Source organism: Arthrobacter sp. ISL-5 (genome assembly GCF_018613835.1).
In the GTDB taxonomy this organism is placed as follows: Bacteria; Actinomycetota; Actinomycetes; order Actinomycetales; family Micrococcaceae; genus Arthrobacter.
In genome coordinates this window covers 1-15,506 of record NZ_JAGGPM010000001.1, presented here as the reverse complement: position 1 = coordinate 15,506, position 15,506 = coordinate 1, and the positions used below count along the sequence as shown (strand labels likewise).

At 65.4% G+C, this 15,506-nt stretch carries 9 protein-coding genes; 7 read left to right on the top strand and 2 right to left on the bottom strand.

Annotation, left to right across the window (positions count from 1 at the left end):
- Nucleotides 1–271: 271 nt before the first annotated feature.
- Nucleotides 272–439, top strand: coding sequence for a hypothetical protein (locus tag J7I89_RS00045; RefSeq protein ID WP_214966369.1), 168 nt, complete (start codon nt 272–274; stop codon nt 437–439).
- A 209-nt stretch (nt 440–648) separates the two neighbouring features.
- On the opposite strand, the gene J7I89_RS00040 is transcribed toward J7I89_RS00045, so the two are convergent.
- On the bottom strand, nt 649–1,458 hold the full coding sequence (locus J7I89_RS00040; RefSeq protein WP_214966368.1) for a carbon-nitrogen hydrolase family protein: 810 nt from the start codon (nt 1,456–1,458) through the stop codon (nt 649–651).
- 114 nt (nt 1,459–1,572) lie between these two features.
- Between J7I89_RS00040 and glgX the strand changes: the two genes are divergently transcribed.
- The 3 genes from glgX to J7I89_RS00025 are packed head-to-tail and all read left to right on the top strand — an operon-like array spanning nt 1,573 to nt 4,528.
- On the top strand, nt 1,573–3,693 hold the full coding sequence (glgX, locus tag J7I89_RS00035; protein ID WP_214966367.1) for a glycogen debranching protein GlgX: 2,121 nt from the start codon (nt 1,573–1,575) through the stop codon (nt 3,691–3,693).
- A gap of 5 nt (nt 3,694–3,698) precedes the next feature.
- Nucleotides 3,699–4,166 (top strand): ribonuclease domain-containing protein, encoded by a 468-nt coding sequence (locus J7I89_RS24870; RefSeq protein WP_308159765.1) that lies wholly within the window; start codon nt 3,699–3,701, stop codon nt 4,164–4,166.
- 5 nt (nt 4,167–4,171) lie between these two features.
- Nucleotides 4,172–4,528, top strand: coding sequence for a barstar family protein (locus J7I89_RS00025; RefSeq protein ID WP_214966366.1), 357 nt, complete (start codon nt 4,172–4,174; stop codon nt 4,526–4,528).
- Nucleotides 4,529–4,700: 172 nt separating this feature from the next.
- Here the strand turns inward: J7I89_RS00025 and glgP are convergent, their stop codons facing one another.
- Nucleotides 4,701–7,319, bottom strand: a complete 2,619-nt coding sequence (gene glgP, locus J7I89_RS00020; protein WP_214966365.1) for an alpha-glucan family phosphorylase — start codon at nt 7,317–7,319, stop codon at nt 4,701–4,703.
- A 131-nt stretch (nt 7,320–7,450) separates the two neighbouring features.
- Between glgP and J7I89_RS00015 the strand changes: the two genes are divergently transcribed.
- The 3 genes from J7I89_RS00015 to J7I89_RS00005 are packed head-to-tail and all read left to right on the top strand — an operon-like array spanning nt 7,451 to nt 15,170.
- The gene (locus J7I89_RS00015) at nt 7,451–9,523 is read left to right on the top strand and encodes an alpha-1,4-glucan--maltose-1-phosphate maltosyltransferase (protein WP_214966364.1); all 2,073 of its coding nucleotides are present in this window, start codon (nt 7,451–7,453) and stop codon (nt 9,521–9,523) included.
- 6 nt (nt 9,524–9,529) lie between these two features.
- On the top strand, nt 9,530–11,326 hold the full coding sequence (gene treS / locus J7I89_RS00010) for a maltose alpha-D-glucosyltransferase (RefSeq protein ID WP_214966363.1): 1,797 nt from the start codon (nt 9,530–9,532) through the stop codon (nt 11,324–11,326).
- A gap of 1 nt (nt 11,327) precedes the next feature.
- On the top strand, nt 11,328–15,170 hold the full coding sequence (locus J7I89_RS00005; protein ID WP_214966362.1) for a 1,4-alpha-glucan branching enzyme: 3,843 nt from the start codon (nt 11,328–11,330) through the stop codon (nt 15,168–15,170).
- The last annotated feature ends 336 nt before the right edge of the window (nt 15,171–15,506 follow it).

Genomic DNA, 15,506 nt, shown 5'->3' with positions numbered 1-15,506 from the left:
TCCTCCGGGGGTGGCGTTCGCCGTAGCGGCCGCTTTGCCGTCGCTTAGCGGGATGCCCCTTCCCAAACTTCGCAAGCTCAGTTCGGGGCCCTCGGGGCATCCCTTCCTCCCGACGCTCCATGCGGCCGCGGGTGGCCTTATGCAGCTTTGGTCGGCGATGCGCTCCTTAGCAAAACGGCCGCTACGGCTAGCGGGTTCGACGCCTTGACGTCGTCGAGCCTTGCGAGACGCGCGCCCGGAGTGCCAACGCTCTCTCACGTTTCGCTCAAAAATGGACAACGCTCTCGCAGCTCTTGCTGGAAAACAAGAAACGCTCTCGCAGTTTTTGCTGGAAGACAAGAAAGCTCCTGCACAACATGTGCGGGAGCGTTTCCTGTTAACGGTTAGTGAGGCCGAAGGCGAGTGCCTTCAAAACCAGCGGGCGGCGATGGCTTGCTAAGGAGCGCATCGCCGACCAGAGGCGAGTGAGGCCGCTAGCGGCCGAAGGAGCCGGCGGGAGGAAGAGAGGCCCTGCGGGCCCCGAACTGAGCTTGCGAAGTTTGGGGAGGGGCCGAACGCTAAACGACGGCAAGGCGCCGCCGTCCGCGGCACCGACCAGCGGCACCCGGCTGCGGCGTCGGCCTCCGCGGCGTCTCGCGGAGGACAGGCTTAGAACTCGCGGCGGTTGGCCAGGACCGGGAGCTTGGTTTGGGCTTCCTTGACCACGGCGGGGTCCAGGTCGGCGAACAGCAGGCCGGGGGCGCCGTCGAGCTCTTCCAGGACTTCGCCGAAGGGGGACACGACGGCGGTGTGCCCGACGCCGGTGGGCGCCGCGCCTTTCGGTTCAACACCCTGGGTTGCCGGATCGCCCTGTCCGCACGCAAGCACGTAGGTGGTGGTGTCCACGGCGCGGGCGCGGGCCAGGAGCTGCCACTGCTCCACCTTGCCGGGCCCCGAACCCCACGAGGCGCAGACGATGTTCGCAACGGCCCCACGGTCGGCGTTGGCCGTGAAAAGCGCCGGGAAACGGACGTCGTAACAGGTGGCCAGGCCAAAGGTGACGCCGCCGGCGTCGAACGTTACGGGACCCGTCCCGGCGTCCACGGTGTCCGATTCGAGGAAGCCGAAGGCATCAAAGAGGTGAACCTTGTCGTAGCTGGCTTCCACGCCGCGACCGGTCACCAGCAGCGTATTCCGGACTTTTGCCTGCCCTCCGTCGGGCGACGATCCGGGGATGAACATGCCGGCAACGATCACGATCCCCAGCTCGGCGGAAATGGCGCGGACCCGGTTGGCCCACGGGCCGTCCAGCGGTTCTGCGATGTCGATGAGCGAATTCCCGAAGGCGCGCATGGTGGCTTCAGGGAAGACGACCAGCTCGGCACCGCCGTCCTTGGCGCGGCGGGCATACTCCTCGACCAGCACGAGGTTGGCGGCCAGGTCCCGGCCGGTGATGATCTGGGCAAGTGCAACCCTCACGACTACCTCCATATCGGTGCGTACTACCAGTATGCCGCCGCTCGGAGCAGGGCCGGCGGGTGTAACATCCCGGAATAGATCAGCTATTTGTATGTGCCAGCTAAGCTTTAATCGATGGTAATGCCCCTCTTAGACACAGCCTCGACCGTTGACGCCTCCCAGGCCTTCCCCCTCGGCGTAAGTTCTCCGCGTCCAAGGTCAGCCGAGGACGGCTCGCACAAGGGGCGCGCCAACGTGGCAGTCTATGCTCCCAGCGTCCTCACCCTGGAAATCGCGTACCAGGCACCGGGGGGCAGCTGGCGGCTCCAGCCGCTGCCGAACGTCACGAATGGCGTCCATCACGGCATTGTTGAGGGATTCCCGGTCGGCTCGCGCTACGGCTTCCGCGCCGCTACCGATGGTCAAGTGCTGCCGCTCTCAGTTCCCAGCGTGAACTTTGACGAAGACCACGACGACGACCGGCAGCCGCTGCTGCTCGATCCCTACGGGCGCGCCGTCGACCAACGCAACGGTTTCCTGACCAACGTCAGGATGTCCAACGACTTCGACTGGGGCGCCGACGACCGTCCGCACACGCCGTGGCGCAACACCATCATCTACGAGGCCCACGTCCGGGGGCAGAGCATGCTGCACCCGGATATCCCGGAGGCCCTGCGCGGAACCTACGCGGGCATGGCCCACCCGGCCATGATTGAGCACCTCACGGGCCTCGGTATTACGGCGGTACAGCTGCTGCCGGTGCATTTCCACCTCGACGAACCGCACCTGCAGAACCTCGGCCTGACCAACTACTGGGGCTACAACACGGCGGCATTCTTCGCCCCGCACCCCGGGTACGCCACGCAGTCCGCGCAGGACTCCGGGCCCCAGGCCGTTCAGGACGAGTTCAAGGGCATGGTCAAGCTGCTCCACGCTGCGGGCATCGAAGTCATCCTGGACGTCGTCTACAACCACACCGCCGAGGGCGGGCCCGACGGCCACACCTTCGGCTTCCGCGGACTGGGCGAGCAGAAGTATTACCGCACGGACGGCCACGGCAAATACATCGACACCACAGGCTGCGGGAACACGCTCAACTTCGGCGAGCCCCGCGTGGTCCAGCTGGTGCTGGATTCGCTCCGCTACTGGGTGGATGAATTCCACGTCGACGGCTTCCGCTTCGATCTGGCCGTCACGCTGTGCCGGAACGCCGCCAACGAGTTCGATCCGAACCATCCGTTCCTCGTTGCCGTCGCGGCGGACCCTGTCCTGTCCCGGGTCAAGCTGATCGCCGAACCCTGGGACGTGGGCTACGGGGGCTGGCAGACCGGCCGCTTCCCGGGCGGCTGGGTAGACTGGAACGACCACTACCGCGACGCCCTGCGCTCTTTCTGGCTGGCGGACCGAGCGGCGATCGACGCCGGCGGCCAAGGCGGATCCGTGGCCAGGCTGGCAGACGCCATGTCCGGCTCGGCGAGCCTCTTTGAACCGTCAGGCCGTTCCCGGCTCGCATCGCTGAACTTCATCACCGCCCACGACGGTTTCACCATGACCGACCTCGTGTCCTACGACCGCAAGCACAATGAGGCCAACGGCGAGCAGAACCGGGACGGGCACGGCGATAACCGCAGCTACAACCACGGTTTTGAAGGGCGGACCGAGGACGAAAGCATCCTCGCCCGGCGCGCCCAGACCCGGCGCAACCTGATGGCCTCGCTCATGATCTCCCTCGGGGTTCCGATGATCACGGCCGGCGACGAACTTGGCCGCACCCAGCAGGGCAACAACAACGCCTACTGCCAGGACAACCCCCTTGCCTGGCTCGACTGGACCAGCACGCCGGAGTCGCACGCCATGCTGCGCAGCACCAAGCGCATCATCCGCCTCCGCAAGGAATTCCTGGCCGGCCAGCCCCACGATTTCCCGGTCCGCGACGCACAATCCTACCTGTACTGGTATGACGAGGACGGCCAGCCCATGTCCATGGAACGGTGGAACGATCCCCGGCACCGGGCGGTGCAGTTGCTGCTGGGCTCCGACGACGGCCAGGTGGCAGGACTCGTTGTGGTCAACGGCGGCCGCGACGATGCCAACGTCACCCTTCCCCAGGTCACCAACGATGACGGCACCGGCAAGCGGTTCTTCGAACTGCGCCTCACCACGTCCGAGCTCCACGACCGCCGGCAGGGCAGCCTGGTCTCCTCCGGTGAGCGGGACAGCGTGCCGGCGAACACCATCAGCATCTACCGCACCTAGGCCTCGTGTACCGCACTAACAAGCGCAGGCTGTTGGCCGTTGGGACGCTGCTGGTAGGGCTCGCCTTGGCGGCCCTCGTGGCGTGCAGCCTCGTTTCGTCACCCACGGTGCAGCCTCCCGCGGCCACTCCGCTGGGCACGGCGTCGCCCGCGCCGTCCGGGAACGTGACGGCCGTTCCCAACCCCTCGGGCATGGCCGCCGTACGGGAGTCCCAGTTGCCGGCCGAAGGCCGCCGGACCCTCGCCCTGATCCGGCAGGGCGGCCCCTTTCCGTACACCCGCGACGGCGCAACGTTCAGCAATTTTGAACGCCTCCTGCCGCGCAAATCGGGCGGGTACTACAAGGAGTACACGGTCCCCACGCCCGGCGAGTCAGACAGAGGCGCCCGCAGGATCGTGGCGGGCAGGGACGGCGAGAAATACTACACTCCGGACCACTACGAGTCGTTCAAATTCATAGCAGAAGGCAAATAGCACCCATGAAGATCTATTCCGGCGACACCTGGACCATTGAAGAGTTGCGCGACCAGGTGGCCGACGCGGGACGCCGCAGCCTGGTGATCCCGGCCGCGGACTCGAAGAAGTCCGTGCTGGCGACCTTCGGCGAGGCACTGGATTTTCCCGAACACTTCGGCGTGAACCTTGACGCCCTCAACGACTCGCTGCACGACTTCGCCGACACCATCTCCGACGACGGCCAGGAACCCCTGACCCTCATCTGGCAAGTGCCCGCAGCCTTCCGCAGCGACCGGTCCTTCGGCATCATCTGTGAGATCCTGCAAGATGCAGAAAGCTACGCCGGCAAGGACCTATCAGTCATCGCCGTGCTCCTCTGAGTAAACACAACGTTTGACAGCCAGCGCCGCAACTCAGCAATCCGGAAGCGTGCGTCAAAGCTGGGCCCACGCCGTCCGGGTTCCCTGGCCGAGCTTGCGAGGCTAGGGGGACGGTGGGGAGGAACGAGCTAGCACGCGGAGGATGGCTGAGTTGCGGCGCAACCCTGGATGACTAGGCGTTGACGATCAGCCCCAGTTCCGCCTTGGACGCCAGTGCTTCGTGCTTGGGCAGCACGCGGACGGTGTACCCGAAGGACCCTGAGCGGTCGATCACGATGGACCCGGTGAAGAGGAAGTGGCCGTTGCCGAGTTCCTCCTTGGGCTCCAGGTCCACGAAGGTCACGTTGGCGAGTTCGTCGTTTTCCTCCGCCTGGCCGTAAGCCACCTCCACGGACACGTCGCTGGGCGACAGGTTGTGCAGCCCCACGTAGGCGTTGACCTGCAGCGTGTCACCGATCTGCGGCTCCTCGGACACGCCCATGGAGTCCACATGCTCCACGTGGAGGTGGGGCCAGGCCGCACGGACTTTTGAGACCCAGGCTGCGAGTGCTTTGGCCTGGGCGAAGGAATCGGCCACCGCGTGCCGTCCTGAGACTGCGGCGGGCCTGTACAGGATGTTGACGTAGTCCTGCAGCATCCGTTCGGCCGAGACGGCCGGGCCCAGGTGGGCCAGCGTGTGCTTGATCATGGACACCCAGTGCGTGGGGATCTTCTCCTGGCCGGAGTCGGACGGACCCGCGGCGCCGGCCGACTCGGAGACGGTGTTGCCGTAGAAACGCGGCGCAACCTGGGTCTCGAGCAGCTCATACAGCGCAGCTGCCTCGATGTCGTCCCGTTCCTCGGCGGAAGCACCGTTGTTGGCGGTCGGAATCGCCCAGCCGTTCTCGCCGTCGTACATCTCATCCCACCAGCCGTCGAGCACCGACAGGTTGAGGGACCCGTTGATGGCCGCCTTCATGCCGGACGTGCCGCAGGCTTCCAGCGGACGCAGCGGGTTGTTCAGCCAGACGTCGCAGCCCGGGAACAGCGTCCTGGCCATGGCGATGTCGTAGTTCGGCAGGAACACGATGCGGTGGCGGACGGCGGGATCGTCGGTGAAGCGGACCAGGTCCTGGATCATTTTCTTCCCGGCGTCGTCCGCCGGGTGCGACTTCCCCGCGATGACCAGCTGGATGGGGTGCTCCTTGTGCAGCAGGAGGGCCTTCAGCCGTTCCGGCTCGCGCAGCATCAGTGTCAGCCGCTTGTAGGTGGGCACGCGCCTGGCGAATCCGATGGTGAGGATGTCCGGATCCAGCACGGAGCCGGTCCAGGCCAGCTCGGCGTCCGCAGCCCCCCGCTTCTTCCAGGCCGCACGCAGCCTGCGCCGGACGTCCTCGACCAGGGAGACACGCATTTCACGGCGCAGCGCCCAGACATCGGCGTCGCTGACGTTGTAGGCGAGGTCCCAGCGGCCGTTGACTTCCGCCTCGGGGCCGAAGCGCTTCCGGGCAAGCTTCGAAATGCGCGAATCCACCCAGGTGGGAACGTGCACGCCGTTGGTCACGGAGGTTATGGGCACCTCGGAGTGGTCGAATCCCGGCCACAGCGCAGAGAACATGCCCCGTGACACCTCACCGTGGAGCTTGGCCACGCCGTTGGCCCGCTGCGCAAGCCGGAGACCCATGACGGCCATGTTGAAGAGGAACGGGTTTCCGTCGGCGAAGTCCTCCCGGCCGAGGTCCAGGATCCGCGAGAGGGGAACATCCGGTGCAAGGCCTGCTTCGAAGAAATGCTGTATCTGCGCTGTTTCAAACCGGTCGATGCCGGCCGGAACGGGGGTGTGGGTGGTGAACACGGTGGACGCGCGTCCGGCGGCGAGGGCCTCGTCGAACGTGAGGGCCTGCTCCCCGGCCATCAGCTCCTGGATCCGCTCGATGCCCAGGAACCCGGCGTGGCCTTCATTGGTGTGGAACACCTCCGGCGCGGTGGTGCCCGTAAGCCTCTGGTAGACCCGCAGCGCCTTCACACCGCCCATGCCCAGCAGGAGCTCCTGCTGCAGCCGGTGGTCGCCTCCGCCGCCGTAGAGGCGGTCGGTGATTCCGCGGGCGGCGTCGTCATTGCCCGGGACGTTGGAGTCGAGCAGCAGAAGGGGGACACGCCCGACGTCGGCACGCCAGATGTGCGCCAATAGGCGCCGCGCGTTGGGCAGCGGCAGCGCGATCTGGATGGGCTTGCCGTTGCCGTCCGCGGAGGGCTCGCGCAGCAGCGTCAGCGGCAGGCCGTCCGGGTCAATCACCGGATAGGTCTCCTGCTGCCAGGCGTCGCGGGACAGGGACTGTTTGAAGTAGCCGGCCTGATAGAGGAGTCCAACTCCGATCAGCGGAACGCCCAGATCGGAGGCCGCCTTCAGGTGGTCACCCGCGAGGATGCCGAGGCCGCCCGAGTACTGGGGCAGAACTTCCGTGATGCCGAATTCGGGGGAGAAGTAGGCAACGGACGCAGGGGCGTCCTGACCCAGGCTCTGGTACCAGCGGGGCTCTTGAAGGTACCGGTCGAGGTCATCCGCCGCAGCCTGCACACGGGCCACCACATCCTGGTCAGTGGCCAGCCGGTGCATTTCCTCGCGGCCCACAAGTCCCAGGAAGCTCACCGGATCGTTGTCGCTTTCAGCCCATACTTTGGGGTTGAGCCCCTCGAAAAGTTCCCTCGTCGGCCGGTGCCAGGACCAGCGAAGGTTTGTGGCCAAACGGGCAAGCGGCCGAATCGGTTCGGGAAGAACGGTACGGACGGTAAATCTGCGGATTGCCTTCACCTGCGCCACACTAACCGACAAGATGAACGGCAGGAACTGCATTCGATTACTTTCCGGTAAATGACGAATCAGTTCACAAATTAGGATCGCAGGCTTAGCAATTCGACCCGTTTCTCGCTAACGTCGAGCCTGTGACGACTAACACCCGAACCAGTGCCCCTGCAAAGCAAACGCCGAAAAATTCGATTACGGACGGCCTCCGGTTCGGCCGCTTCCCGATCACGGACGTTCAGCCTGTTGTCGAAGGGGGGAAGTTCCCGGCCAAGGCCCTCCCCGGCGAGGGAATCGTGGTCAGTGCCCGGTCCTTCCGCGAAGGCCATGACCAGCTTGGCGTGAGCGCGGTCCTCCTGGATCCGAAAGGCAAGGAACGCCAGCGCGTACGCCTGCAGCCCCCGCCCGGGGACCGGGGCAAGGGTACGGACCTCTGGGAAGGCCTGCTGACGCCGACCTCAACCGGCACCTGGTCGTTCGTCATCGAGGCCTGGCACGACCGCTACGGCACGTGGCACCACAACGCCGAGGTCAAAGTCGAGGCGGGCATCGACGTCGAGCTGATGCTCGACGAAGGGGCCGCATTGCTGTCCCAGGCTGCCGAAGATCCTTCGCGGAACTCCGACGACAGGCGAACCCTCCGGACCGCCGCCTCGGTGCTGTCCGACACGTCGCTGTCCGCCGAGGAGCGGCTGGCGGCGGGCTTCGGCGAGGGGGTGGCCGCCGTCGTTGACCGCGAACCGATCCGCGAGCTGGTCGCTGCCTCCGAAGCCTTTCCGCTGCTGGTTGAGCGGGACCTCGCCGGCCGCGGGGCCTGGTATGAGTTCTTCCCCCGGTCGGAAGGCGCCGTCCGGGACCATTCGACGGGCGAATGGACGTCCGGCAACTTCCGGACTGCGGCCAAAAGGCTGGACGCCGTCGTCGGCATGGGGTTCGACGTCATCTACATGCCGCCCATTCACCCGATCGGTGTGCAGCACCGCAAGGGCCCGAACAACACCCTGATTGCCGGTCCCCACGATCCTGGTTCGCCTTGGGCCATCGGTTCGAAGGAAGGCGGCCACGACGCCATCCACCCGGACCTCGGAACCTTTGAGGACTTCGATGCCTTTGTGGCGCGGGCCAACGAACTCGGCCTGGAAGTGGCACTTGACTTTGCGCTGCAGGCGGCGCCGGATCACCCCTGGGTGCAGACGAATCCGGAGTGGTTCACCACGCGGGTGGACGGCAGCATCGCCTACGCGGAAAACCCGCCGAAGAAGTACCAGGACATCTATCCCCTCAACTTCGACAACGATCCCGAGGGCCTGTCCAAGGAAATCCTGCGCATCGTCCAGCTCTGGGTCAGCCACGGTGTGAAGATCTTCCGCGTGGACAACCCCCACACCAAGCCCGTGTGGTTCTGGGAATGGCTCATCGCGAAGGTCAACAAGAAGAACCCGGAAGTCGTGTTCCTCGCCGAGGCCTTCACCCGGCCCGCCATGATGCATGCGCTGGGCAGGGCAGGCTTCCAGCAGTCCTACACGTACTTCACCTGGCGCAACACCAAGAAGGAACTCGAGGCGTACTTCCAGGAGGTCAGCCACGTGTCGCCGGCCTACTTCCGGCCGAACTTCTTCGTCAACACGCCGGACATCCTCACCGAGTACCTGCAGTACGGCGGGCCCGCCGCGTTCAAGATCCGGGCAGCCCTCGCTGCCACCGCCAGCCCGCTGTGGGGTGTCTACGCCGGCTACGAGCTGTACGAGCATGTGGCCCGGCCAGGGGCTGAGGAGTACATCGACAATGAGAAGTTCGAGTACAAGGCCCGTGACTGGGACGCGGCCAACGCGTCCGGCCGGACCCTCGCGCCGTACCTGACCCGGCTTAACGAAATCCGGAAGGCCCACCCGGCGCTGGCTGACCTGCAGAACCTGACGCTGCACCACAGCACCGACGACGCCACCATCGTGTATTCCAAGCACAAGACCCTTCCGGACGGCACGAAGGACACCATCATCGTGGTGGTCAATGTGGACCCGCACAGCACGCGGGAAAGCACGGTTTCGCTTGATCTCGCCGCTCTGCACCTCGACCCCGATGACCTCACCGCGAACGGCGGCTTCCGTGTCGATGACCTGATCTCGGGCGAGACGTGGGAGTGGGGCGAATACAACTACGTCAGACTCGATGCCCATGTTGAACCTGCACACATTCTGAACATCCGGAGGTAGCCTCAAGTGAGTTTCAGCCCGCAGAACCCGGCTCATCACTTCACACCCAAGAGTTCGTTCGAGCTCAACGCGCCCGGATTGCAGCACGATCCCCTGTGGTACCGGAAGGCGGTGTTCTATGAAGTGCTTGTCCGGGGTTTTGCGGACGCCAACGGCGACGGCTCAGGCGACTTCCATGGCCTGATCGAGAAACTCGATTACCTGCAGTGGCTGGGGGTGGACTGCCTCTGGCTTCCGCCGTTCTTCCAGTCACCGCTGCGGGACGGCGGCTATGACATTTCGGACTACAACTCCGTACTGGACGAGTTCGGCACCATCAGCGATTTCAAGCGGCTGGTGGCTGAGGCACATGCCCGCGGAGTCCGGGTCATCATTGACCTGCCGCTGAACCACACCTCGGACCAGCACCCGTGGTTCCAGGAGTCCCGGAAGGATCCGGACGGTCCGTTCGGGGACTTCTACGTGTGGAGCGACACTGATGAGAAGTACCAGGACGCCCGCATCATCTTCGTGGACACGGAGGAGTCCAACTGGACCTTCGACCCCATCCGGCGCCAGTTCTTCTGGCACCGTTTTTTCAGCCACCAGCCGGACCTGAATTTCGAGAATCCGAAGGTCATCGACGCACTGTTCGACGTCGTGCGGTTCTGGCTGGATCAGGGGATCGACGGCTTCCGGGCCGACGCCATCCCGTACCTGTTCGAGGAAGAGGGCACCAACTGCGAAAACCTGCCCGCCACCCATGACTTCCTGCGCAAGCTGCGGAAAATGGTGGACGACAGCTACCCGGGCAGGGTGATCATCGCTGAGGCCAACCAGCCGCCCAACGAGGTGGTGGAATACTTCGGCACCGAGGAAGAGCCGGAATGCCATATGGCGTTCCACTTTCCCATCATGCCGCGGCTGTACTACGCGCTGCGTGATCAGAAGGCGGCCCCGATCATCGAGACCATGCACGACACACCGGAGATTCCGGAGGGCGCCCAATGGGGAACGTTCCTTCGGAACCACGACGAACTGACGCTGGAAATGGTCACCGCGGATGAACGGGCTGCCATGCTCGGCTGGTACGCCCCGGACCCCCGCATGCGGGCCAACATCGGCATCAGGCGCAGGTTGGCGCCGCTGCTGGATAATTCCAGGGCAGAGATTGAGCTCATCAATGCCATGCTGCTGTCCCTGCCGGGCAGCCCCTTTCTGTACTACGGGGACGAAATCGCCATGGGCGACAACATCTGGCTCGAAGACCGCGACGCCGTCCGCACGCCCATGCAGTGGAACCCGGACCGCAACGCGGGATTCTCCAACGCCGACCCGGGCAAGCTGTACCTGCCGGTGATCCAGTCGCTGGTCTACAACTACAGCATGGCGAATGTGGAGGCTGAGGCCGCGCACTCCGGATCCCTGTTGCGCTGGACCCGCCAGATCCTGAGCGTCCGGCGGAACCACGCGGCGTTCGGCCTCGGCGGGTTCAAGCACGTCGAAGCCGACCACGACGTCGTCCTGGCCTACCTGCGCGAACTGCCGGAGGGCAACGCGGCAGGTGAGCCGGCCGAGTCCATCCTGTGCGCCTTCAACCTCTCGCAGCATCCGGTGGCTACAACGTTGAGGGTCCCGCAGTTTGCCGGCCGCGGGCTCCGGGACGTTTTTGGCGGGCAGCCGTTTCCGGGTATCGGTGACGACGGGAACCTGACCCTGACCCTGGGCAGCCACGATTTCTTCTGGCTGCGGGTCCGCTCGGCGACCTCCAACCCGGCGTCCCCGTTCACCCAGGCGATGCCGATCCTGTCCATTGAGGGCTGACATGAGCCAATCCACTCTGACACCCACGCTCGAACAACTGCTCCGCAGCTGGCTGCCGCGCCAGCGCTGGTTCCCGGTGAAATCTGCCGAATTTTCGCTGGCACCGGTGGGCGGACTCATCCTCAACGACGCCTCGGGCAAGGTGGGCCTCGAGGTGTTCCTCGCCGCTGTGGTTTCCGAGACGGCCGACGGCGCCCGCCGCACCGATGTGGTGCAGGTGCCGCTGAGCTACCGCAGCGAACCGCTGCCCGGCGCCGAGCGCGCGCTGATCGGCGAAAGTGACGACGCCGAATTGGGCCACCGCTGGATTTACGATGCCGTCCATGACCGCGTGTTCATTGCGGAATGGCTGGAACTCATGCGTACGGAAGGAGATGCTTCCGCCGGCATGGCCATCGGTCATCTGTCCGGGGCCGGCAAGCCCCTGCCGCGCGCTTCCGGGACAGTCAAGGTCCTTTCCGGTGAACAGTCCAACAGTTCAGTGATAGTGGACGACGGCGTCTCCGCGGCCATCGTGAAGTTCTTCCGGGTGCTTTCCGCCGGACGCAATCCTGAAGTGGAAGTCGGGGCTGCCCTTTCTGCCGCCCGCACTTCCGAAGTGCCGGCCACTTTGGGCTGGGTCACCGGCGAATGGTTTCTCCAGGAGGGGCAGGCCCCGGGAGCCTCTCCGGAGGGCGCCCCCGCCGGCCGCGCCCAGGGTGAACTGGCGGTCGCCCACGAGTTCCTGGCCGGCGGACGGGATGCCTGGCGGCTGGCCGTCGATGCCGCCGCCGGGGGAGTTGACTTCACTGCAGAGGCGCATGCCCTGGGCCACGCAACAGCCATGGTCCACCGCAGGCTCGCGGAAACGCTCGGCGTTTCCGCCGAACCCGTCCCGGGCGGCGTCATCGCCCCCGGAGTAGCCCAGCGCGTCCGCCAGGCATGGACGGAGGCCCGTGCCGCCGTCGGCCCTCATGAAGAGGAGCTGGAAAGCCTGCTCAGCCACCTCGAGGGTGTCCCGGCCGGTGCTCTGCAGCGCATCCACGGAGACCTCCACTTGGGCCAGATCCTCCAGGTTCCCGGCAGCGGCGGCGTACCGGACCGGTGGGCCATTCTCGATTTCGAGGGTGAGCCCATGCGGCCCATCTCGGAACGCAACTTTCCCGACGTGCCGCTGCGGGACGTGGTGGGCATGCTGCGCTCCTTTGACTACGCCGCCGGTGCTGCGGAGCGGGAGCGAACCGATGCCCGCGTGCCCGAATCCTGGGTCGACGACTGCGCCGAGGCCTTCCTCGCGGGATACTCCGAAGTCACGCCCGGCACGATTGACCGGAAGTCGCCGCTCTTTGTGGCATTGTGGCTGGACAAGGCGTTGTACGAAGTCGTTTATGAATTACGCAACAGGCCCGGCTGGCTGGCCATTCCGGTCAATGCGTCCAGGCGGCTCCTCAGCAGTAAAGGCCCCGGCGAACCGGCCGGTGCCGCAGCGGAAGGTAAGAAAATGACAGGCTCTGCACATACCGACAGCCACCACGCGCCGTTGCACGTGGATGCGCACACGCTTACGCAGGTGGCGGCTGGCGAACACCACGCGCCGCACTCGGTGCTTGGCGCCCACCTCGATGACTACGGCCACGTAACCATCCGCACCGTAAAGCACCTGGCCGAAGCGGTCAACGTGGTTACCGTCGCGGGCACCGTGCCCATGACCCACGAGGCCGACGGCGTGTGGGTTGCCGTCGTCGAGCCCCTGCAGGCCGGCCACGTGCCGGACTACCGTCTTGAGGTGACGTACGAAGGCGCGGAGCCGGTGACCGTGGACGATCCGTACCGCTACCTCCCCACCGTCGGCGAAGTGGATCTGCACCTGATCGGTGAGGGCCGCCACGAGAAGCTCTGGGAGGTGCTTGGCGCACATGTGCAGCACTACAAGTCCACTCTGGGCGACGTTGACGGCGTGTCGTTCGCCGTGTGGGCTCCCAATGCCGAAGCCGTGCGGCTCAAGGGCGACTTCAATGCATGGGACGGCCGCGAAAATTCACTGCGCTCCCTCGGGTCCTCCGGTGTGTGGGAACTGTTCGTCCCCGGTGTTTCAGCAGGGGCGTGCTACAAATTCGAGATCAAGGCCAAAGGCGGCTACTGGGTGGAGAAGGCCGACCCCCTGGCCTTCGGCACGGAGGTGCCGCCGCTGACCGCCTCCAGGGTGGTCGAGTCCCACTACCGGTTCGAGGACGAGGCCTGGATGAAGGCGCGCGCCGAGCTGGACCCCCATAACTCGCCCATGAGCGTGTACGAGGTGCACCTCGGATCCTGGCGGTTGGGCCTGACCTACCGCGAGCTGGCCAAGGAGCTCGTGGAGTATGTGAAGTGGCTGGGCTTCAGCCACGTTGAATTCATGCCGGTGGCCGAGCACCCCTTCGGCGGCTCTTGGGGCTACCAGGTCACGTCCTACTTCGCACCGACGTCCCGCTTCGGCCACCCCGACGAGTTCCGTTACCTGGTGGATGCTCTGCACCAGGCCGGTATTGGCGTCATCCTGGACTGGGTGCCGGCACACTTCCCCAAGGACAACTGGGCCCTGGCCCAGTTTGACGGGCAGCCCCTTTACGAACACGCCGATCCCAACCTGGGGGAGCACCCGGACTGGGGCACCCTGATCTTCGATTTCGGGCGCACCGAGGTCCGCAACTTCCTGGTCGCCAACGCGCTTTACTGGCTGGACGAGTTCCACATCGACGGCCTGCGCGTGGATGCCGTAGCGTCCATGCTGTATCTGGACTACTCACGCGAAGACGGCCAATGGCAGCCGAACAGGTTCGGCGGGCGGGAAAACCTGGAGGCCATTTCATTCCTTCAGGAGACCACCGCCACGGTGTACAAGACCCATCCGGGAGTGGTCATGATCGCGGAGGAGTCCACTGCATTCCCCGGCGTCACGGCACCGACCAGCCACGGCGGCCTCGGCTTCGGACTCAAGTGGAACATGGGCTGGATGCACGACTCGCTCAAGTACGCCTCTGAGGATCCCGTCAACCGGAAATGGCACCACGGCACGGTTACGTTCTCGATGGTCTATGCCTTCACCGAGAACTTCCTCCTGCCCATCAGCCACGACGAGGTGGTCCACGGCAAGGGGTCCATGCTCCGCAAGATGCCCGGCGACCGCTGGCAGCAGTTGGCCAACCTCCGCGCGTTCCTTGGTTACCAGTGGGCGCATCCCGGCAAGCAGCTCATCTTCATGGGCACCGAGTTCGGCCAGGAAGCCGAATGGTCCGAACAGCACGGACTCGACTGGTGGCTGGCGGACATCCCGGCGCACCGGGGCCTGCAGCTGCTGACCAAGGACCTGAACGAACTGTACAAGTCCACTCCAGCGATGTACTCGCGGGACAACGAGCCCGGCGGATTCCAGTGGATCAACGGAGCCGACGCGGACCGCAACGTCCTGACATTCGTCCGCTGGGACACCGAGGGAAACCCGTTGGTCTGCGCGGTCAACTTCTCGGGCGGGCCGCATGAGGGTTACGCCCTGGGAGTGCCGTCCACCGGCGCTTGGATGGAAGTACTCAACACCGATGCGCCCGCATACGGGGGATCGGGTGTCCTCAACGGCGGGACCCTGACGGCGGAGGACGAGGGCATCGACGGTCAGCCCGCAACCCTGACCGTGACTCTGCCCCCGCTGGGTGTCGCCTACTTCAAGCCCGCCGGCATCGGAGAGGTCGCAAGCGGCACTGCCGCGGGCGCAGCTGCGGTATCGGCCGGACCGGCACCCGCGGCATCGGCCGGACCGGCACCCGCGGCATCGGCCGGACCCGCGGCCGAAGACGGCGGCGCGGCACTGCCAGGCGGACCGCTGACTTAAGCACCATGCGGTCAGTCCGCAGAGGCCAACGGATGCCGCTGACGGACCCCACAAATGGACCCCACCAATGGACCTCCAGTCGGGGCGACGAGAAGGCCCGGAATCCCCGTGATTCCGGGCCTTTTCGGCCCCTTCCGGTGGTGGGTTGGCCGCAGCGCAAAGTAGTGGTAGAGTTTATTTCCGCGCCGCTCCCCGGAGTTGGTCGGTACAGCAGCTAAGATGCCCAAGGCATCGAGGAGCCGCAGATGCCGATTTGACACGGAGGAAGCGAGCGGGTAAGTTTGAAAAGTTGCTCCGGAGCGATCCGCGACCGTTTGGTTGTGGTGGTGCCGGGTG

Excerpts from the sequence above, each read along its gene's own strand:
- J7I89_RS00045 (WP_214966369.1), top strand. The coding sequence starts at position 272 with ATGGACAACGCTCTCGCAGCTCTTGCTGGAAAACAAGAAACGCTCTCG.
- glgX (WP_214966367.1), top strand. The coding sequence starts at position 1,573 with ATGGTAATGCCCCTCTTAGACACAGCCTCGACCGTTGACGCCTCCCAG.
- J7I89_RS00025 (WP_214966366.1), top strand. The coding sequence starts at position 4,172 with ATGAAGATCTATTCCGGCGACACCTGGACCATTGAAGAGTTGCGCGAC.
- J7I89_RS00005 (WP_214966362.1), top strand. The coding sequence starts at position 11,328 with ATGAGCCAATCCACTCTGACACCCACGCTCGAACAACTGCTCCGCAGC.